This window comes from Pseudomonas sp. MM213 (genome assembly GCF_020423045.1).
Lineage (GTDB): Bacteria > Pseudomonadota > Gammaproteobacteria > Pseudomonadales > Pseudomonadaceae > Aquipseudomonas > Aquipseudomonas migulae.
Genome location: NZ_CP081943.1, coordinates 2,800,131 through 2,818,580, shown reverse-complemented (window position 1 = coordinate 2,818,580; position 18,450 = coordinate 2,800,131). Strand labels below are relative to the sequence as shown.

At 59.3% G+C, this 18,450-nt stretch carries 17 protein-coding genes; 7 read left to right on the top strand and 10 right to left on the bottom strand.

The features are described from left to right. The 5 genes from K5R88_RS12730 to K5R88_RS12710 form a co-directional block, all read right to left on the bottom strand. Positions 1-990, bottom strand: coding sequence for an ABC transporter ATP-binding protein (locus tag K5R88_RS12730; RefSeq protein WP_008030381.1), 990 nt, complete (start codon positions 988-990; stop codon positions 1-3). Further along, the gene (locus tag K5R88_RS12725; protein WP_192227873.1) at positions 987-1,787 is read right to left on the bottom strand and encodes an ABC transporter permease; all 801 of its coding nucleotides are present in this window, start codon (positions 1,785-1,787) and stop codon (positions 987-989) included. Before K5R88_RS12725 ends, K5R88_RS12730 begins: the two co-directional genes overlap by 4 nt. After that, complete coding sequence (locus K5R88_RS12720) at positions 1,774-2,610, bottom strand: ABC transporter permease (protein ID WP_162130714.1); 837 nt, start codon at positions 2,608-2,610, stop codon at positions 1,774-1,776. The genes K5R88_RS12725 and K5R88_RS12720 overlap by 14 nt, the downstream gene beginning before the upstream one ends. 5 nt (positions 2,611-2,615) lie before the next feature. Next, positions 2,616-3,422: an alkaline phosphatase family protein gene (locus K5R88_RS12715; protein WP_226300067.1), complete on the bottom strand. Its 807-nt coding sequence runs from the start codon at positions 3,420-3,422 to the stop codon at positions 2,616-2,618. Between the two features lie 141 nt (positions 3,423-3,563). Next, complete coding sequence (locus K5R88_RS12710) at positions 3,564-4,628, bottom strand: ABC transporter substrate-binding protein (RefSeq protein ID WP_192227871.1); 1,065 nt, start codon at positions 4,626-4,628, stop codon at positions 3,564-3,566. 349 nt (positions 4,629-4,977) lie between these two features. Here K5R88_RS12710 and K5R88_RS12705 point away from each other — a divergent pair, with 349 nt between their 5' ends. Further along, the gene (locus K5R88_RS12705) at positions 4,978-5,691 is read left to right on the top strand and encodes a UTRA domain-containing protein (protein ID WP_008030372.1); all 714 of its coding nucleotides are present in this window, start codon (positions 4,978-4,980) and stop codon (positions 5,689-5,691) included. Positions 5,692-5,720: 29 nt separating this feature from the next. Here K5R88_RS12705 and K5R88_RS12700 read toward each other — a convergent pair whose 3' ends face one another. Continuing rightward, complete coding sequence (locus tag K5R88_RS12700) at positions 5,721-6,488, bottom strand: DODA-type extradiol aromatic ring-opening family dioxygenase (protein WP_226300066.1); 768 nt, start codon at positions 6,486-6,488, stop codon at positions 5,721-5,723. Between the two features lie 102 nt (positions 6,489-6,590). Between K5R88_RS12700 and K5R88_RS12695 the strand changes: the two genes are divergently transcribed. Further along, a complete protein-coding gene (locus K5R88_RS12695) occupies positions 6,591-7,247 on the top strand; it encodes a thiopurine S-methyltransferase (RefSeq protein WP_008044357.1) in 657 nt (218 codons plus the stop codon). Positions 7,248-7,445: 198 nt separating this feature from the next. Here the strand turns inward: K5R88_RS12695 and htpX are convergent, their stop codons facing one another. Together htpX and K5R88_RS12685 are read right to left on the bottom strand one after the other, a co-directional pair. Next, positions 7,446-8,333, bottom strand: a complete 888-nt coding sequence (gene htpX / locus K5R88_RS12690) for a protease HtpX (RefSeq protein ID WP_008030365.1) — start codon at positions 8,331-8,333, stop codon at positions 7,446-7,448. 318 nt (positions 8,334-8,651) lie between these two features. Continuing rightward, a complete protein-coding gene (locus K5R88_RS12685) occupies positions 8,652-9,863 on the bottom strand; it encodes a pyridoxal phosphate-dependent aminotransferase (protein ID WP_008030363.1) in 1,212 nt (403 codons plus the stop codon). Between the two features lie 226 nt (positions 9,864-10,089). Between K5R88_RS12685 and msrB the strand changes: the two genes are divergently transcribed. The 3 genes from msrB (at position 10,090) to K5R88_RS12670 (ending at position 11,618) form a co-directional block, all read left to right on the top strand. Further along, positions 10,090-10,485, top strand: coding sequence for a peptide-methionine (R)-S-oxide reductase MsrB (msrB, locus tag K5R88_RS12680; protein WP_223453127.1), 396 nt, complete (start codon positions 10,090-10,092; stop codon positions 10,483-10,485). A 189-nt stretch (positions 10,486-10,674) separates the two neighbouring features. After that, complete coding sequence (locus K5R88_RS12675) at positions 10,675-11,160, top strand: glutathione peroxidase (RefSeq protein ID WP_008030357.1); 486 nt, start codon at positions 10,675-10,677, stop codon at positions 11,158-11,160. Continuing rightward, a complete protein-coding gene (locus K5R88_RS12670) occupies positions 11,157-11,618 on the top strand; it encodes a MarR family winged helix-turn-helix transcriptional regulator (protein WP_008030355.1) in 462 nt (153 codons plus the stop codon). The genes K5R88_RS12675 and K5R88_RS12670 overlap by 4 nt, the downstream gene beginning before the upstream one ends. Here the strand turns inward: K5R88_RS12670 and K5R88_RS12665 are convergent. Beyond that, entirely contained in the window at positions 11,602-13,923 is a 2,322-nt protein-coding gene (locus tag K5R88_RS12665; protein WP_317851275.1) for a hybrid sensor histidine kinase/response regulator, read from the bottom strand. The genes K5R88_RS12670 and K5R88_RS12665 overlap by 17 nt on opposite strands. A gap of 165 nt (positions 13,924-14,088) precedes the next feature. Between K5R88_RS12665 and K5R88_RS12660 the strand changes: the two genes are divergently transcribed. Together K5R88_RS12660 and K5R88_RS12655 are read left to right on the top strand one after the other, a co-directional pair. Beyond that, positions 14,089-14,979: an ATP-binding protein gene (locus K5R88_RS12660; protein WP_008030353.1), complete on the top strand. Its 891-nt coding sequence runs from the start codon at positions 14,089-14,091 to the stop codon at positions 14,977-14,979. Then, positions 14,976-15,458, top strand: a complete 483-nt coding sequence (locus K5R88_RS12655; RefSeq protein WP_008030351.1) for a GAF domain-containing protein — start codon at positions 14,976-14,978, stop codon at positions 15,456-15,458. Before K5R88_RS12660 ends, K5R88_RS12655 begins: the two co-directional genes overlap by 4 nt. Here K5R88_RS12655 and K5R88_RS12650 read toward each other — a convergent pair whose 3' ends face one another. Then, positions 15,459-18,401 (bottom strand): HD domain-containing phosphohydrolase, encoded by a 2,943-nt coding sequence (locus K5R88_RS12650; RefSeq protein WP_226300065.1) that lies wholly within the window; start codon positions 18,399-18,401, stop codon positions 15,459-15,461. Between the last annotated feature and the right edge of the window lie 49 nt (positions 18,402-18,450).

The window sequence follows — 18,450 nt, the reverse complement described above, 5'->3', positions numbered from 1 at the left end:
TCAGGCTACCTCACACAGGGCCGTCGGATCGATGGAAAGCGCCAGGCGCTGACCATCGGGATGCAGATCGGCCGCCGAGCGGTTGAGCACATCCACCACCAATTCCACGCCCCGGGCCTCGATCCGGTAGCGAATCACGTTGCCCAGCAGGCTGTGGCTGCGCACTTGTGCGTCAAGTTCGCCGTTCAGGCTCAGTTCGATGGCTTCCGGGCGAATCGCGATGCGATGCGTAATCGGTCGTTGCAGCAATTTCGAGGCGTTGTCGGCGTCGAGCAGGTTGTAGTTGCCGATAAAGCCGGCAGCGAACACATCCACCGGCGCGGTGTAGAGGGTTTCGGCGTCGCCGCTCTGTACGATCTTTCCCTGATTCATCAGGAAAATCCGGTCAGACATGGTCAGCGCTTCTTCCTGATCGTGTGTGACGAAGATCGTGGTCAGGCCGAGCTCGCGCTGGATCTGACGGATCTGTTCGCGCAAATGCTTGCGAATCCGCGCATCAAGGGCCGACAGCGGTTCGTCCAGCAGCAACAGGCGTGGACGGGTTACCAATGAGCGGGCGAGGGCGACGCGCTGGCATTGACCGCCGGACAGTTGGTGCGGATAACGGGCGGCGAAATCGTTGAGCTCCACCAGTTTCAATACTTCGGCAACGCGCTTTTGGCTGTCGTCGCTGTTGACCTTCTGCATGCGCAGACCGAAGGCGACGTTTTGCTCCACGGTCATGTTCGGGAACAGCGCATAGCTTTGAAACACCATGCCGATCCCGCGTTTCTGCGGGCTCAGCGGCACGATGTCGACGCCATCCAGCAAGATCTTGCCGCCATCTACCGAGGTCAGCCCGGCGATGCAGCGCAGCAGCGTGGATTTGCCGCAACCGGACGGGCCGAGCAGGGTGACGAATTCGCCCTTCTGGATTTCGCAGTTGATGTCGCTGAATACGGTGGTGCCTGCATAGTTTTTCTGCAGATGTTGGACGCTGACATAGCTCATTCGCTTTTGTCCTTGTTCAAGATATTGGCCGCCCAGGTCAGAACCAGTACGAAGAAGAAGTAGGAAATCACCAGCGCACTGGTGAAGTGGCCGCTGCTGTTACGCATGTTGTTGAGGTAGACCTGCAGGGTTTCGTAGCGGGTACCGACGAGGATGTTGGCGAACACGAACTCACCGAACAGGAACGAGAATGACAGCAGCAACGCCACCATCAGACCTTTGCGCAGGTTCGGCAGCACCACCAGGAATGCCGCCTGAAAAGTGCTGGCACCAAGCAGTTGGGCGGAGTCCATCAGGTCGCGCAGGTTGATCGCTTGCAGGTTGTTGGTGATCGCGCGGTACATGAACGGCAGCGCCACGGTGAAGTAGCAGCCGATCAGAATCCATGGCGTGCCGACCATCGCGAACGGCCCCGAACCGTAAAGCTGCAACAGCCCCACCGACGACACCACCGGCGGCACTGCGAAGGGCAGCAGGATGAGGATGTTCATCAGCGCATCGAGTTTCGGGAAGTGGTAATGCACCACGAACAGCAGTGGCAGGATCAGTACCACCGACAGGATCAGCGCACCGACGCAGACCAGCAGCGATTGGCCAAAAGCACTCAGGAATCGCGGATCGCTCCACAGCTGCACATACCATTTGACGGTGAAGCCGCTGGGCAGAATGGTCGCCGACCAACTGCTGGCAATCGAGTAGATCAGCGTGCCAACCAGTGGCAGCAACAGAATGGCAAACAGCAGGTAAACCACGACGCGGTGATAGATACCGACGGGGCCCAATTCAGCGCGAGACATGGTAGCTCCTCTTCAACAGCAGCTGATGCACGATGGTGACCAGGGTCATCAACGCCACCAGCACAACGGCCAGCGCACTGGCGAGGTTCGGGTCCAGGGAAATGTCACCGGAGACCATCGCCGCAATACGGATCGGCAGCACGTTGAAGTTGCCGGTGGTCAGTGCGTAAACCGTGGCGTAGGCGCCGAGGGCGTTGGCCAGCAGGATCACGAAGGTGCCGAGCAGTGCCGGCGTCAGCACCGGCAAACCGATGTGTCGCCAGAACTGCCAGCCGTTGGCGCCCAGCAGCGCGGCAGATTCACGCCAGTCTTCGCGCAGGGCGTCGAAGGCCGGGTAGAGCAGCAGCACACCGAGGGGGATCTGGAAATACGTGTAGAGAATGATCAGCCCGGTTTTCGAGTACAGGTTGAAATCCTGAATGATCCCGGCCTGCTTGAGCATGATGGTGATGCTGCCGTTGAAACCCAGCAGGATGATGAACGCGAAGGCCAAAGGCACGCCGGCAAAGTTGCTGGTCATGTTGGCGAAGGCGTTGACGAAGTTACGCAGCTTCGAGTCGACACGGCGCAGGGAATAAGCGCCGAGCACCGCGATGATGATCCCGAACACGCTGGACCAGAAACTGATCTCGAGGCTGTACTGGATCGCCTGCAAATAGAACTTCGAATTGAAGATCTTGGTGAAGTTGGCCAGGCCCCAGCCGAACTCTTCCGATTGCAGGCTGTTGATCATCACCCAGATGAGCGGGGCGATCTCGAACACGATAAAAAACAGTGCGAAGGGCACGAGGCACAAGGCCGCCAGCCATTTGCCGCGAGTCATGGCATTCACTTGAGCAGCTCCCGGCACACTGGTTTGTCGTGGGCCACGCCCAGCAGTTCGCAGACGGTGCCGCAGATGTCTGTCTGTTTCGGTTCGGCGCCGACGTTGAAGCTGAAGGCGTCACCGAGCACGAACAGTGGCACTTCGCGTTCTTCCGGCAGCAGGCCGTTGTGGGAGCGGTCGTTGTTCATGCCGTGGTCGGCGGTCACCAGCACCTGGTAACCGGCGTCGAGCCAGCCTTGCAGGTAGTCGGCGAGAATAATGTCCGCCGAGCGGGCACTGTTGCGGTATTGCGCGGTGTCGAGGCCGTGCTTGTGCCCGGCGTCGTCGATGTTCATGGGGTGCACCAAGAGAAAGTTCGGTGCATGGCGCAGGCGCAGGTGTTCTGCGTCGGCGAACAGGTGCGAGTCCGGGTAGTGATCGTTCCAGTAGAAATGCCCGTGCTGGATTGGTAATTCGGGGGCGTCGGTGTGACGGTCCCGGGCGGCCACGAACGGCGAACGGTTGTACAACTCACTGACCCAGTGATAAGCCGCAGCAGCGGTTTTCAGGCCCGCTTCGCTGGCGTAGTGATAAATGCTGCGTTGGTTGGACAGGCGCGAAACGTTGTTGTGAACGATACCGCTATCGATCGGCGTGACGCCGGTCAGGATGCATTCATACAGCGGACGGGACAGGGCCGGCAGTTCGCACTCCAGTTTGTAGAGTGCCGCGCGTCCTGCGCCGACGTAAGCCTGCAGGTGCCCCATGGCGTGGCGCGCAACCTCGTAATTGAGGCCGTCGAGCACGACAAGGATGACGTTGTGCTTCATAGGGGCGGGACTCCGGGAGACTGGAAATATCGTAGAAACCTGTAGGAGCGAAGCTTGCTCGCGAAAGCGTACTTTCAGTCAACATAACTGTTGAATTAAAGTCCCTCTTCGCGGGCAAGCCTCGCTCCTACAAATGAAGCATTACTTCATCTCGACGATGACTTCTTCGTTCCACTTCTGCGGCAGAGCCTTGGAAGTTTTTTCCCACGCATCCGCGTCTTTGATCGGCGTGACCTTTTTGTACTGCTCGTTCGGCAGCAGCTTGGCCTGGACTTCGGCTGGCAGGGTCAGGTGCTCGGCACGGATCGGACGGGCGTTACCCTTGGCCAGGTTGATCTGACCGGCATCGCTGAAGATGTATTCACGAGCCAGTTTGGCGGCGTTCGGGTTCTTGGCGTATTTGTTGATGATGGTGGTGTAACCGGAAATCACCGAACCATCGGAGGGGATCAACACCACGTAGTCATCCGGATTGGCCATCTTGGCCTTGTAGCTCAGACCGTTGAAGTCCCAGACCACGCCGACCTCGATTTCACCCTTTTCCATGGTGGCAATCGTTGGGTTGGCCATGGACAGGCGGCCTTGCTTGGCAATGTCAGCGAACAGCGCCAGGGCAGGCTGAAGGTTTTTCTCGTCGCCGCCGTTGGCAAGTGCAGCCGCCAGAACGCCGTTGGCGGCCTGGGCAGCGGTGCTCACGTCACCGATGGATACTTTGTATTTACCGGTTTTAAGGTCGGCCCATTTGGTCGGCGCTTCCGAACCGTGCAGCAGCTTTTTGTTGACGATGAACGCGATGGTGCCGGTGTAGGCCAGTGCCCAGTTGCCGTCCTTATCCTTCGCCCAGGCAGGCACCTGATCCCAGGTGCTTGGCTTGTACGGCTGGACCACGCCTTGCTTGACCGCGATAGGGCCGAACGCTGCACCGACGTCGCCGATGTCGGCCGTGGCGTTGTCTTTTTCAGCGGCGAACTTGGCGATTTCCTGCGCCGAGCTCATGTCGGTGTCGATGTGTTTCAGGCCGTAGATCTTGGCCAGGTCTTCCCAGGTGCCTTTCCAGTTGGCCCAGTCATCGGGCATGCCGACGCTGTTGACCGCACCTTCCGCTTTCGCAGCGGCTTCGAGGGTTTTCAAATCATCAGCCGCCATGGCGGCGGTGCACATGGCAATGGTCGAACCTAACAGTGATGCCAGGAAAAGCTTTTTCATCCGAAGCTCCTTTGGGCGTTTTCAACGCTGCGATTGCGGTTGTGTTGGTCTAGGTCAGCAATACCTGAGCCAATCTAGGCGCCCCTGATGACATTTTGATGTCGACCAGCGGTCCGTCTGCATTTTCTTCAGATCAACGCTCAGGCTTGCGAGTAAGCGTAGACCATGGCTAAAGAACTGATATGAAAGGACTTGGCCGTTAAATTGCACACGTTTGACTGCACCGTTCAGCGCCTTTGTCATCTGTCAGTCATGTGCAGTGCCTAGGCTTGCTGAAAGTTGACGGAGTCGTTTCAAATGACGGTTCTGCTCCGAAACAGTGCTGGTCTAGTCCAGATAGGTAACGTTGATGCGCATCGAGACAACCAAAGCGGTGACAGCCATCGGGCAGGTTCTTCAGGAACAGCTCGACCACGGCCTGTTGGCGCCTGGCAGCAAGTTACCGGCGGAGCGCAAGCTCAGTGAGTTGTTCGGCACGACACGCATTACCGTGCGCGAAGCGTTGTTGCAGCTGGAGGCCCAAGGGCAGATTTATCGCGAAGAACGCCGGGGCTGGTTCGTGTCGCCACCGCGCCTGGCTTACAACCTGATGCAGCGCAGCCACTTTCACGCGATGGTCAGCGCTCAAGGGCGGGTGCCGTCTACCGAGGTGATTTCGGCACGCTTGCAGCCTGCGTCGGCGGCGGTCTGTGCCTGGTTGCAGTTGCCGGCGTTGTCGAGCGTGATTCAGATTTGCCGCGCACGGCGAATTGATGAGCGGCTGGTGTTGTATGTGGAGCACTACCTCAATCCGCAGTATTTCCCGGGGATTCTGGAGTTTGATCTGAATCAGTCGATTACCGAGCTGTACGCGCGGCATTACGATTTGCATTACGGGCGGGTGCGCTTCGAGATCGTGCCGACGGCGTTGTCGGTGGATGCGGCGGCGGCGTTACGGGTGTCGGTCGGCAGTCCGGGATTGCGCATCGCGCGGGTCAATTACGACCAACACGAACGGTTGATCGATTGTGACCTGGAGTTCTGGCGGCACGATGCGATCCATGTCGGTGTTGATGTGGTCTGAGCCTGGCCGCCGCAGGTCTCGGTTTTTCATTATCCGAAGCGGTAAATGTCCATGCCCAGCGCGCCCATGGTGAAACCCTGGTGGCTGACGCTGAATGCCCCGCCGGCACTGAGGGCAAAGTACAACGGCAACAAATGTTCATCGCTCGGGTGGTTGCGCACGGCGTTCGGTGCTTGCTGGCGATAGTCGTGTAACGCGGCTTCGTCGTTGGCCTCAAGTTTCTCGATCATCCAGTCGCGAAACACCTTCGCCCACGGTTCTACGCTTTCCGGTCCGGCGTGCCAGTCCAGTTCGCGCAGGTTGTGGGTGATGCTGCCCGAACCGATCAACAGCACGCCGTGTTCGCGCAGGCTGCTCAGGGCATGGCCAACGCGGGTTTGCAGCTCAGGACCGCCGCGTGTGGGCAGCGAGACTTGCACCACCGGGATATCCGCCTGCGGATACATCAACGACAACGGCACCCAGACGCCATGGTCGAAGGGCCGTTTGCTGTCGATGCGGGCGGGCAGGTCACTGCGCTTCAGCAACTCGACAACCTCAACGGCCAGTTGTGGATCGCCGGGTGCCGGGTATTGCACCTCGAACAACGCCTTGGGAAAGCCGCCGAAGTCATGCCAGGTTTCAGGCTGTGGATTGCCGCTGACCAGCAATTCATTGCTTTCCCAATGCGCGGAAACAATCACGATGGCCCGGGGTTTCGGCAATTCGGCAGCCAGGCGCGCGAGGGCCGGCCCACTGGCACCGGGTTCCAGTGCCAGCATGGGTGAGCCATGAGAGATGTAAAGGCTGGGGAACATGAAGGAGCTCCTGAGAGTAAGATGGGCCCATCTTCAGTCAGATCATTGATCTAAATCTAATATAAGTTTTAGGGTGTTTTGATCGAATTTTCGGAGATATTTATGCAGCCGGAGTTTTGGCACAAGCGATGGCAGTCGAATCAGATCGGCTTCCATCTGCCGCAGGTGAACCCTTATCTGCAACGTTTCTGGCCGCAATTGGGGCTGGAGGAGGGGGCGCGCGTACTGGTGCCGTTGTGTGGGAAAAGTCTGGATTTGTTGTGGCTGGCGCACCAGGGTCATGAAGTCCTGGGAATTGAGCTGTCGGAAAAGGCTGTCGAAGATTTCTTCAGCGAACATCACTTTGACCCGAACGTCACTGAGCAGGGGCCCTTCAAGGTCTATCGAGCAGGCTCGATCGAGTTGTGGTGTGGTGATTTCTTCGAGTTGACGGCCGGCGATGTTGCCGATTGCGCCGGCCTGTACGACCGGGCGGCACTGATTGCTCTGCCGCCGGCCATGCGCGAGCAATACGCGGCTCATTTGAATCGGATTCTGCCAAAGGACGCGTTGGGGCTTTTGATCACGCTGGATTACGACCAGACGCAAAAAGACGGACCGCCGTTTGCCGTGCTTGATGATGAAGTGCAGCGGTTGTTCGGGGCTGTGTGGTCGTTGAAGATTCTGGAGGATCAGGACGTTCTGGGTGAGAGCTGGAAATTCGTCGAAAGCGGCGTGACGCGGCTTGAGGAGCGGGTTTATCGGGTTTCTGCCCGGTAATTGATGTTGCTTCTACCAGCCTCTTCGCGGGCAAGCCTCGCTCCTACAGGTTTTGTGTAATTCGCCGATTATGTGAACGACACAAATCCTGTAGGAGCGAGGCTTGCTCGCGATGGGGCCGGATTGAGCACCACAAAACTCGGACAGACAAAAAAAGGCCCGCATCACTGCGGGCCTTTTCTTTTAGTGCCGAGCCTGTCAGCCCCGACGACGCAATGCGTCGATGCGCTCTTCCAGCGGCGGGTGGCTCATGAACATGCGGGCGAACCCCTGTTTGATGCCACCGTTGATGCCGAAAGCATTCAGGGTGTCCGGCATGTGCACCGGCAGCCCTTGTTCCGCACGCAGGCGTTGCAGTGCGCCAATCATCGCGTTGGTGCCCGCCAGGCGTGCACCGGCTTCGTCGGCACGGAACTCGCGTTTACGCGAGAACCACATGACGATGGAGCTGGCCAGAATGCCCAGCACCAGTTCGGCGAAGATGGTCGCGATGTAGTAGGCGATGCCCTGGCCTTCTTCGTTCTTGAAGATCACCTTGTCGACAAAGTTGCCGATGATCCGCGCGAAGAACATGACGAAGGTGTTCACCACGCCCTGGATCAGCGCCAGGGTGACCATGTCGCCATTGGCCACGTGACCGATTTCGTGGGCCAGAACGGCTTTCACTTCATCCGGCGAGAATCGCTCGAGCAAGCCCTGGCTGACCGCGACCAGTGCATCGTTCTTGTTCCAGCCAGTGGCGAACGCGTTCGCTTCGTAGGCCGGGAAAATCCCGACTTCCGGCATCTTGATCCCGGCTTCGCGAGACAGTTGCTCGACCGTTTGCAGCAGCCATTGCTCGTGACGTGTGCGCGGCTGGGTGATGATTTGGGTGCTGGTGCTCATCTTCGCCATCCACTTGGAGATGAACAGCGAGAACAGGGAACCGGCAAAACCAAAGACCGCACAGAAAATCAGCAGCTGATTGAGGTTGAGATCAACCCCATTGGCCGCCATGAACCCGTTGAAGCCGAAAAGGCTCAGGGTGATGCTGGCAATCAGCACGACCGCCAGGTTAGTGGCCAAAAACAGCAGGATGCGCATCATGGTTGTAGAAATCTCCTTTTGCTAAAGATGTAGCGTACTGCGGGGTATATAAGGTGCTGCAACGGGCTATTCAACCGGGTGACTATTTCAAACTGTGTCCTACAGCAACAGTCTAGTCGCTTGCAGGGCATTTCCGACGTGGGCAGGGGAAGTGTTTGTCAGCCGATTCGCGTTGCGGGCCCCGTGATTGTTGGGCGCGGTCACGAAGCTTGCGACCGGGCAGCGATTGCGGAGGGGATGCCCGGCGAGGCTTAAAGATATGTTGCTGAATTAATCCTCGTGCGACTTTCGTGGAAAAGTCGCACGCGGCCAGTCCGATTACTGGCGATAGGATTTGAGGAAGTTGCCGATTCGTCCGATGGCCATGTCCAGGTCGTCGACACGCGGCAGGGTCACGACGCGGAAGTGGTCCGGCCATGGCCAGTTGAAAGCGGTGCCTTGAACCACCAGCAGCTTTTCCGACAGCAGCAGGTCGAGCACGAATTTTTCGTCGTTGTGGATCGGGCAGACTTTCGGGTCGATGCGCGGGAACGCATACAGCGCGCCCATCGGCTTGACGCAGCTCACACCGGGAATGTCGTTGAGCAATTCCCAGGTACGGTTGCGTTGTTCCAGCAGGCGACCTTGCGGCAGGACCAGATCGTTGATGCTCTGATAACCCCCGAGGGCGGTCTGGATCGCGTGCTGGCTCGGCACGTTGGCACACAGGCGCATGTTCGCCAGCATGTCGATGCCTTCAATGTAGCTTTGCGCGTGATGTTTCGGACCGGAGATAGCAATCCAGCCGGAACGGAAACCGGCCACGCGATAGGACTTGGACAGGCCGTTGAAGGTCAGGCACAGCAGGTCCGGGGCCAGGGATGCGGTGCAGATGTGCACGGCATCGTCGTACAGAATCTTGTCGTAGATCTCGTCGGAAAACACCACCAGGTTGTGCTGACGGGCCAGTTCCAGCATGCCCAGCAGGACTTCCTTCGAATACACCGCGCCGGTCGGGTTGTTCGGGTTGATGATCACCAGGGCCTTGGTGTTCGGGGTGATCTTGGCCTTGATGTCAGCCAGATCCGGCCACCAGTTGGCCTGCTCGTCGCACAGGTAATGCACCGGGTTGCCGCCCGACAGGCTCACGGCAGCGGTCCACAGCGGATAGTCGGGAGCCGGCACCAGCACTTCGTCGCCGTTGTTGAGCAGCGCTTGCATCGACATCACGATCAGCTCGGAAACGCCGTTGCCCAGATAAATGTCTTCAATGCCGACGCCTTCTACCTGCTTCTGCTGGTAGTACTGCATGACGGCTTTACGCGCACTGAACAGGCCTTTGGAATCGCTGTAGCCCTGGGCGGTCGGCAGGTTGCGGATCACGTCCTGGAGGATTTCATCCGGCGCTTCGAAACCAAAAGGCGCCGGGTTGCCGATGTTCAGCTTGAGGATGCGATGGCCTTCCTCTTCCAGGCGTTTGGCGTGCTTGAGCACTGGGCCGCGAATGTCGTAGCAGACGTTGGCGAGCTTGTTCGATTTGCTGACCTGCATGGCGATGTGTTCCCGAAAATGAACGATCCAGGCGGTGTATGAACTACCGTACTGGGAATCCTGCGTATTCACACAGGCCTGGCGCCTTGAGAGGCAGCACCCATAAATCCGTTTGAATGCGCGTGGTCTGGCTGCCAGACTGGCGTTTGACGAGGCGCAATCATACGTGCCGCCCGATCCGTGGAAAAGGTACAGATCGGGCTTTTTCAGCTGCTGAGGTGTGATGATGGAAAAGTTGGAAAAAACCCTGGAAGAATGGCGGGCGATGCTCGATCCGGAGCAGTACAACGTTTGTCGCCTCAAGGGCACCGAACGGCCGTTTTCCGGAAAGTACAACGGCACCAAAACCGACGGTGTTTACCACTGCATCTGCTGCAATGAGCCGCTGTTCGACTCAAAAACCAAATTTGACTCCGGCTGCGGCTGGCCGAGTTTCTATGCGCCGATCGGCGACAGCGCCATGACTGAAATCCGTGATGTCAGCCACGGCATGATCCGCACCGAAGTGGTCTGCGCCAAATGCGATGCGCACCTGGGGCATGTGTTCCCGGATGGTCCGCCGCCGACCGGCCTGCGGTATTGCATCAACTCTGTGTGCCTGGATCTCGTTCCGCGTTCGTAATGCGGGCCCTTGTAGGAGCGAAGCTTGCTCGCGAAGGCGTCTTAACATTCAACACTGATGTTGACTGACCCGACGCCTTCGCGAGCAAGCTTCGCTCCTACAGATATTCGGCACCCAATAATTTAAATTGCACACAATTCAATTGCTTGCTATGTTTACCTCATCTTCTTTCATTCGAGAGTCCGAATCATGAGCGACAACCTGCTGAGCATCCCTTGCACCACCATCAAGGGTGAGAAAAAGACCCTGGCGGATTACGCCGGCAAAGCCGTGCTGGTGGTCAACACCGCGAGCAAATGCGGCTTCACGCCGCAATACAAAGGGCTGGAAGAACTGTGGCAGACCTACAAGGATCAAGGGCTGGTGGTGCTCGGTTTCCCGTGCAACCAATTCGGCAAGCAGGAGCCGGGCAATGAAGGCGCGATTTCCGAGTTCTGTGAACTGAACTTCGGTGTCAGCTTTCCGCTGTTCAAAAAGATCGACGTTAACGGTGCCGACGCCCACCCGCTGTTCGTGCAACTGAAAAAACGCGCACCGGGTGTTCTGGGTTCTCAGGGCATCAAGTGGAACTTCACCAAATTCCTGATCGGCAAGGACGGCCAACTGGTCAAGCGCTTCGCTCCCGCGACCAAGCCGCAAGACCTCAGCCGCGAGATCGAAGCCCTGCTCAAATGAATACCTTGTCCGTCGATTCCCTGAAGCTCGACAGCCAGCTCTGCTTCAAGCTGTACGCCGCTTCCCGGGCGGTGATCCGCGCTTACAAGCCGATGCTCGATCAGCTCGGCCTGACATACCCGCAATACCTGGCGATGCTGGTTTTGTGGGAATGGCAGGAGGCGGCGCCGGAGCAGCCGACGGTCAAGGCGTTGGGCGAGCGCCTGGCGCTGGATTCCGGCACGTTGACGCCGCTGCTCAAGCGACTTGAACAACTGCAACTGGTGCAGCGACAGCGTTCAGCGCGGGATGAGCGTGAAGTGCACCTGAGCCTGTCGCCCACGGGCAAGGCGTTGCGCGATCAGGTCGGGCCGCTCAAAGCCCGACTGTTGTGTGACAGCGGTGTCGATCTGGATCGCTTGAATGATCTGCGCGAGGGCCTTGATCACTTGTTGGGACAAATCAAAGCACTGTCGTAGCGGGCATCCACAGGTCCAGCAGGGCGGCCAGTTCTTCCCGGCGGAAAGGTTTGGCCAGGTAATCGCTCATGCCCGCCGCACGGCAGCGTTCGCGTTCCTCGGACATGGCGTTGGCGGTCAGGGCGACGATGGGCAATTGCGGCCAGCGACCGCTGCGACGGATTTGCCGACTGGCTTCGTAGCCGTCCATCACCGGCATGTTGCAGTCCATCAGCACCAGATCGAATTCGCTTTGCTCCAGCTGATCCAGGGCCTCGCCGCCGTGGGCGGCGACAATCACCTCGCAGCCGAGTTTTCCGAGCATGCCCTTGGCCACCAATTGATTGACCGGATTATCCTCCACCAGCAGCACCCGTCCGCGCCGCTGGGGAGTGAGCGCCTCCAGTCGCGCATCGTTGATGGTGTTGATTTCCGGCTGCAACACTCGCCGCAGTGTCTGGTACAGCGCATTGCGCGCCAGAGGCCGGGCCTGTTGTTGTAATGGCGCCAGGGCGCTGGCCTGTTCGCTGGGCATGAAACTGCCGTAAGCGGTCACCAGCAGAATCGGTGCGGTACAGGTGGGGCGCAGGCGAAACAGGCATTCCGGGCAATCGGTGATGACCACGTCGGACTTCAGATCAATCATCGCGTCATCGATCGAACGCTGCTGATAGTCGAGCCCCCAACCCGGCAACAGACTCTTCAACAGTTCCGCCAGGCCGCTGCTGGCGGTGGTGATCGCGATCACCTTGCCGTGCAGCGTGGCCGGGGCGAAGGCGCGGGTGTGGCTCGGCAGCGGCAGGTCGGCGCAGAACTGGCTCCCGAAACCGGCTTCCGAGCTGATGGTGAGGCGCCCCTGCATGGCTTCGCAGAGGTTGTAAGTCAGCGCCAGCCCAAGCCCGGTGCCGCCAAACTGTCGGGTAATGCCGGCGCCGGCCTGGGTGAATGGCTGGAAAATCTTGACCTGAGCGTCCTGGGCGATGCCGATGCCAGTGTCGCAGACTTCGATTCTGACGCCGTCTTCGTACGTCGACAGGCGCACATCGACCCGGCCGAAACGGGTGAATTTGAGGGCGTTGGACAACAGGTTGCTGACGATCTGCCGGACTCGGGTCGGGTCACCGAGCACCAGCGCCGGGAATGTCGGTTCGATCAGGCACGTCAGTTCGACGCTTGGCGCCGCGTTTTGCGACAGCAGGTTGGCGGTGTCCTCGATCAGCGAACCGAGGTCGAACGGAATGTGTTCGAGTTCAAGCTGACCGGCGTCGAATTTCGACAGGTCGAGAATATCGTTGAGCAACTCCACCAGCACTTTGCCCGAGTCGTGGGCGATGGACAGTTGTTGCTGTTGCTCGGCATTGAGCGGGCCGTCGAGGGACAGCGCGATCATCCCCAGCAAGCCATTGAGGGGCGTACGGATCTCGTGGCTCATGTTGGCGAGAAATACCGAGCGTGCCTCGGCCATGTCCAGGGCGGTGCTGCGCGCGACTTCCAGTTCCTGGTTGGACTGGCTGAGCCGGCTATTGATCGCCTTGAGTTCGGCGGTGCGCGCCGACACGATGTTTTCCAGTTGCCCGAGGTAATCGGTCAAACGGTTTTCAGCGTTGCGCCGCTGCTGGATTTCAGTGGCAATGTTCTCGAATTGCTGGTTGGCAACCTTGACCAGCACGCCGATCTCATCGTTTTTATGCCCGCTCGGGTACTCCAGCCAGGTCGGTTCGACACTGCGCGGATCGCGGCTGCTGAGTTCGCGGATAACCCGCACCAGCGGTTTGGTCAGCATCACATAGAACAGCGCCAGCAGGATGCCGGTCAGGATCAGGCTGCGGGCAAAGCCATTGAGCAGGGTCACCTCGGCCCGACGCAGGAAGCGGTTGCCGAAAGAATAGGTGTCGACTTCCAGGCGCAAGGTGCCGAGGGATTCGTTGGGCAAGTGATCCAGATACAACCGGTCTTCGAACGCCCGGTTGGCACCGAACAGGAAGTCGCTGATCACCCGATAGCTGCTCTGCGATGGCGGGCGCTTGACGCTGGCCAGTACCGAGCCGTTGTTGTCGGTGAGTTGCGCAGCGATGATCGCCGGTGAACGCAGCAGGCCCAGGGTCAGTTCCTGGGCGAGTTCGGCGTCGATGTTGTAGGCAATGCGCGAAGCGGGGTTATGGCTGATTTCCAGCAAAGACACTATTTCACGGTTGATGGAGGCGTCTTCACTGGCATAATCGATGCCTATTTGCAGCAGGCTGAGCAGCGTACCCAGAATGAAACCGACCAGCACGGTAAGCCGGGCTTGCTTGTAGGACAGCCGGTTGGTGAACTTGATATCCATGGGGTGTCGAACCACTTCCGTTTCCCTTCGCTGCTCAAGCATAGTCGATCATGCATGGATACCGATGTTCTCGCGAGCCCTTGTGCACGGGATGAACACGTCTGTGAATGCTGTATTTCGTCGCTGTAGCGCCATCATTACTGTGAACGTGCCCGAGGAGAAGACGTGGATTCCCGATTGAATGCTTTTCTTGAACGCGCCGATGCCGTTCTGGCCCGTATCGAACCGCTCTTGCCCGCACCTCGGCAAGCCATCGACTGGACGCATTGCCTGGCCGCACGCTGGCAGCGGGAAGGGCGCAGCGGTTTTCTGCTGCCGCTGCAGGTCAGCCTCGATACGCGGTTGTCCGACCTGATCGGTGTTGACCGCCAAGTAGAGCAACTGGGCCGAAACACTCAACAATTCCTCGACGGCATGCCAGCCAACCACGCGTTGCTCTGGGGCTCGCGTGGCACCGGTAAATCGTCGCTGGTGCGCGCGTTGCTGGCCGAACACGCCAAGACCGGTCTGCGACTGATCGAGATCGAACGTGATCACTTGGCCGACTTGCCGCGTGTGGTCGAGCAAATCGCCAAACTGCCCCAACGTTTCGTGCTGTTCTGCGATGACCTGTCGTTCGAGGCGGGCGAGGGCGACTATCGCGTGCTCAAGAGCGTGCTCGACGGCTCTCTCGAACAGGCGCCGGACAACGTTTTGCTGTACGCCACTTCCAACCGTCGCCACCTGGTGCCGGAAAAGGAAAGCGATAACGAAAACTGGAAAAGGGTCGACGGCGAATTGCACCCCAGCGAGGCTGTGGAAGACAAGATCGCGCTGTCGGACCGTTTCGGTCTGTGGTTGTCGTTCTATCCGTTTACGCAGGAACACTTCCTTAATGTGGTCGAGCACTGGATCGGTCAGCTGGCCGACAAGGCCGGCCTGAAGTGGCAGCGTGACGAAGAACTGGACATCCTCGCGGTGCGCTGGGCCACCGGCCGAGGCAATCGCAACGGACGTTGCGCCTATCAATTTGCCCGCTATTGGGTCGGGCTCAAGCTGTTGGAGCACAAGGCATGATCGATTTACAACAAAGCGGCCAAGGCCTGGAAGGCTACGGCATGCTGCACGCGCAGCTGGAGTCCTTGCTGGCGGACGAGCGTGATTTCATCGCCAATGCCGCACAGTTTTCCGCGTTCCTGTACAACCAGCTCGATGACTTGAACTGGGCCGGTTTCTACCTCAATCGCAATGAAGAGCTGGTGCTGGGTCCGTTCCAGGGGCAGATCGCTTGCGTGCGCATCCCGTTCGGTCGTGGCGTGTGCGGGACAGCGGCGGCGACGTTGCAGACTCAGTTGGTCGAAGACGTGCACGCCTTTCCCGGGCACATCGCCTGCGACAGCGCGTCGAACAGCGAACTGGTTGTGCCGCTGGTCAAGGACGGCCGCCTGATCGGCGTGCTGGACCTCGACAGCCCGAAACTGGCGCGCTTCACCGAACACGATCAAGCCGGGATTGAAAAGCTGGCGGCCATCTTCCTGCGCCTGACCGACTGCTGATCACCCCCTCAAGCCTGCCTTGGCCAGCAGGCCTGGCGGGTCTACGGCATCGATCTGTTGCGGATCGAGAAATCGCTCGGCGTATTGCCGGTAGATTTCGGCGTTGATGAACAGCCTGAACAGCTCCGGGTCGATGTGGGCGTCACGGCACATGGTGGCCATGATGCCCAGTGCTTCGCTCAACGGCTTGGCTTTCTTGTAGGGACGATCGGCGGCGGTCAGCGCTTCGAAAATATCGGCAATCGCCATCATCCGTGCCGGCAGGCTCATTTCCTCGCGCTTCAACTGTTTTGGATAACCGGTGCCGTCCATTTTTTCGTGGTGGCCGCCGGCGATTTCCGCGACGTTGTTGAGGTGGCCGGGGAAGGGCAGGTGGCTGAGCATCAGGATCGTCTGCACCATGTGGTGATTGATGATGTAACGCTCCTCGCGCGTCAACGTGCCTCGGGCAACGCTCAGGTTGTAGAGCTCGCCCCGGTTGTACTTGTAGCGGGGCACATCGAGTTTGAAACCCCAGGGATTGTCTTCCGGCATCAGCTCGCCTTCGGCGCGTTCGAACAGGTGCTCCGGTTTGTCCGCCAGCAGCGGCTCGCTGACCGGCAGGGTCGGCGCCGATGTTCTCGCCTGACGCCGGTTCTCTTCCCAGGAAACGCCCAGCCGGTCATCAAGGGTTCGGGTCCAGGTGCGCTGGGCCAGGTTGCGCAGGCGTTGCAAATCGGACTCGGCCATCGCCTCGCCACCCAGATTGCAGCGGGCAACAAACGCGAAATCATCGTCCAGCGCCGCCAGAGTGGCATCGCGCAGTTCCGCCAGGTGCTGCTCGTCACCGCCCAGGGCAACGGCTTGCCAGTAGCTGATCCAGGCATCGCGCTTGAGCACTTCGAAGCGGGTGCGGATTTCGTGGATACGGTCGTTCAGGGTTTCCAGCTTGGTGGCTTTATCGACCACGTACTCCGGCGTGGTGACCTTGCCGCAATCATGTAGCCAAGCGGCGATGTGCAGCGCTTCCCACTCGTCCTCGGTCGGTTGATAACTGCTGAAGGCCGGGTCCTGACTCGCCGCGGCAGCCTGGGCGAGCATCAACGTCAGCGCCGGCACTCGCTGACAATGGCCGCCGGTGTAAGGGCTTTTCGCGTCGATGGCACCGGCCAGCAGTTGAATGAACGCGTCCAGCAGCTGTTTTTGTTTGGCTTGCAGGCGCTGACTTTCGATACTCACGGCGGCCGCGCCGGACACAGCCTGAAGGAACGCGATACGGTCCGGACGAAGCTTTTCCAGATCACTTTGATCGCCGCTGTCCGCCAGCAACAGGACCAGCAGGCCCACGGTTTCGTTATGGCGATTGTGCAGGCGGATACCGATCAGATGCACCCGCGGGCATTCCATCGTCAGCAACACTTTCTGCAAATCCCCCACCTGTTCGAAACCGAGGCTGGTGACCACGTTGTCGGCATGCGACAGCTGCTGTAGCCAGGCAGGGCTCTGTGGGTCCTGGAGTTCATGGCTGCGAATGTCGAATGAGGGCAATGCCTGTGAAATGTCGTTGATGACCAGGCCATGAGGTGTCATGCGATCGCCGTCATTTTCCCGCAGATAGATCAGGCCCGCCTGGGCCTGTCCGATTTTCACGGTTTCGAACAACACCCTTTCCAGCAAGGGGGCAAACCGGGTCTCGGCGCTCAGGCTGTCGGTGATCCGGAAAAAACTCGCCAGGGTGTCTTTCATGCGCGCCATCGACACGCTCAGTTGGTCGACTTCGAGTACCGGAGAGCGACGGGAGGCCGGAAATTTGAAATTGAAACTGCGAATCGCATCGGCTTCCTGCACCAGAGCACGCAGGGGGGTGACCAGAATTCTGGAGGTCAACCAGCCCAAGGGCAGGCACAAAAGCAACGTGGCCAGCGTAATCAGCGCGCCCTGCCAACGCATGCGGTAGGCATCGGCGAGCAATTCGTCTTCCGGTACCAGCAGCGCCAGTTGCAGCCCCTGCGGACCACCTTCCTGCATGCTGCTGCGGGCAACGATCCACTGCCGGCCGGCGGCCCTCAGCCGATTGCCTGTTGGCGGGTTGTTCAGCAATGCGCCAAGGCCGGGACTCAGGTCGGCGGCCTTGCTCAGGCGTGCGGTCTGATCGTCGACGATCAGTTTGTTGCTGTCGGGGTATGCGATGGCATTGCCCTGGGCATCGAACAGCACGATTTCGGTATGGGGGGTTACAACGTGCTTGGCCAGCGTCGCGGACAGTTCCGCCAGGGTCAGGTCGGCGCCCATGATGGCGTGCTCGCCGCTGCGCCGGGCGAGGGTGGTGCCGACATTGCGGGTGGAGAAAAAGAGGTAGGGCTCGGTGGTGATCTGATCGCTGTCGCCGCGAGCGCTGGAGTACCAGGCGCGGGTGCGCGGATCGTAGGTGTCGTCGGGGTTGTCGTGACGGCTGAGGAGGTTCAGGTCCTGATCGAAAAACAATGACTGGGAATGCACCGGGCCGCGGTTTTGCTCGATGCTCCAGACTTGATAAACCGCCTTGTCCGGGGCTTTGAGCAGCGCTTTCAGGGCGGCGGTTCGCAAGGGGCGAACCATGAAGAAATCACCGTTGTCGTAACCCAGATACAGCGAGGCCAGGTCAGGATTGTCCTTGAGCGACTGGCTGAAGGGTTTGAGCAATGCCAGGCGCTGTTCCAGGTCAGGCGCCTGCGCCGCCGGGTTGAACACCAACAGGCTCAACAGATGGCGAATGGGCCCATAGGTGGCGTGCAGGTCCAGGCGGACATCCTGCTCGATGCGCTCGAAGAGCTTCTCACTGCTGGACAGAATGATTTGCGTGGTTTGCCCATAGTTGAAAATGCCCAGCACCACGCCAGTCAGCAGCAACAGGAAGGTGAACATCACGCTGATATGGACGTGCAGGGGAAACCGTCGTTGATCCGGGCGCAGTGGGCTGGTCATTGCGGGGTCTCTCCATGATGTTTAACACACTGCTCAGCGCCCAAGCATA

Coding starts and splice junctions, on each gene's coding strand:
- msrB (WP_223453127.1), top strand. CDS start 10,090: ATGGAAAAGTTGGAAAAAACCCTGGAAGAATGGCGGGCGATGCTCGAT.
- K5R88_RS12685 (WP_008030363.1), bottom strand. CDS start 9,863: ATGCAGGTCAGCAAATCGAACAAGCTCGCCAACGTCTGCTACGACATT.
- K5R88_RS12655 (WP_008030351.1), top strand. CDS start 14,976: ATGATCGATTTACAACAAAGCGGCCAAGGCCTGGAAGGCTACGGCATG.
- K5R88_RS12695 (WP_008044357.1), top strand. CDS start 6,591: ATGCAGCCGGAGTTTTGGCACAAGCGATGGCAGTCGAATCAGATCGGC.
- K5R88_RS12700 (WP_226300066.1), bottom strand. CDS start 6,488: ATGTTCCCCAGCCTTTACATCTCTCATGGCTCACCCATGCTGGCACTG.
- K5R88_RS12710 (WP_192227871.1), bottom strand. CDS start 4,628: ATGAAAAAGCTTTTCCTGGCATCACTGTTAGGTTCGACCATTGCCATG.
- K5R88_RS12650 (WP_226300065.1), bottom strand. CDS start 18,401: ATGACCAGCCCACTGCGCCCGGATCAACGACGGTTTCCCCTGCACGTC.
- htpX (WP_008030365.1), bottom strand. CDS start 8,333: ATGATGCGCATCCTGCTGTTTTTGGCCACTAACCTGGCGGTCGTGCTG.
- K5R88_RS12730 (WP_008030381.1), bottom strand. CDS start 990: ATGAGCTATGTCAGCGTCCAACATCTGCAGAAAAACTATGCAGGCACC.
- K5R88_RS12705 (WP_008030372.1), top strand. CDS start 4,978: ATGCGCATCGAGACAACCAAAGCGGTGACAGCCATCGGGCAGGTTCTT.
- K5R88_RS12720 (WP_162130714.1), bottom strand. CDS start 2,610: ATGACTCGCGGCAAATGGCTGGCGGCCTTGTGCCTCGTGCCCTTCGCA.
- K5R88_RS12670 (WP_008030355.1), top strand. CDS start 11,157: ATGAATACCTTGTCCGTCGATTCCCTGAAGCTCGACAGCCAGCTCTGC.
- K5R88_RS12665 (WP_317851275.1), bottom strand. CDS start 13,923: ATGGATATCAAGTTCACCAACCGGCTGTCCTACAAGCAAGCCCGGCTT.
- K5R88_RS12725 (WP_192227873.1), bottom strand. CDS start 1,787: ATGTCTCGCGCTGAATTGGGCCCCGTCGGTATCTATCACCGCGTCGTG.
- K5R88_RS12715 (WP_226300067.1), bottom strand. CDS start 3,422: ATGAAGCACAACGTCATCCTTGTCGTGCTCGACGGCCTCAATTACGAG.
- K5R88_RS12675 (WP_008030357.1), top strand. CDS start 10,675: ATGAGCGACAACCTGCTGAGCATCCCTTGCACCACCATCAAGGGTGAG.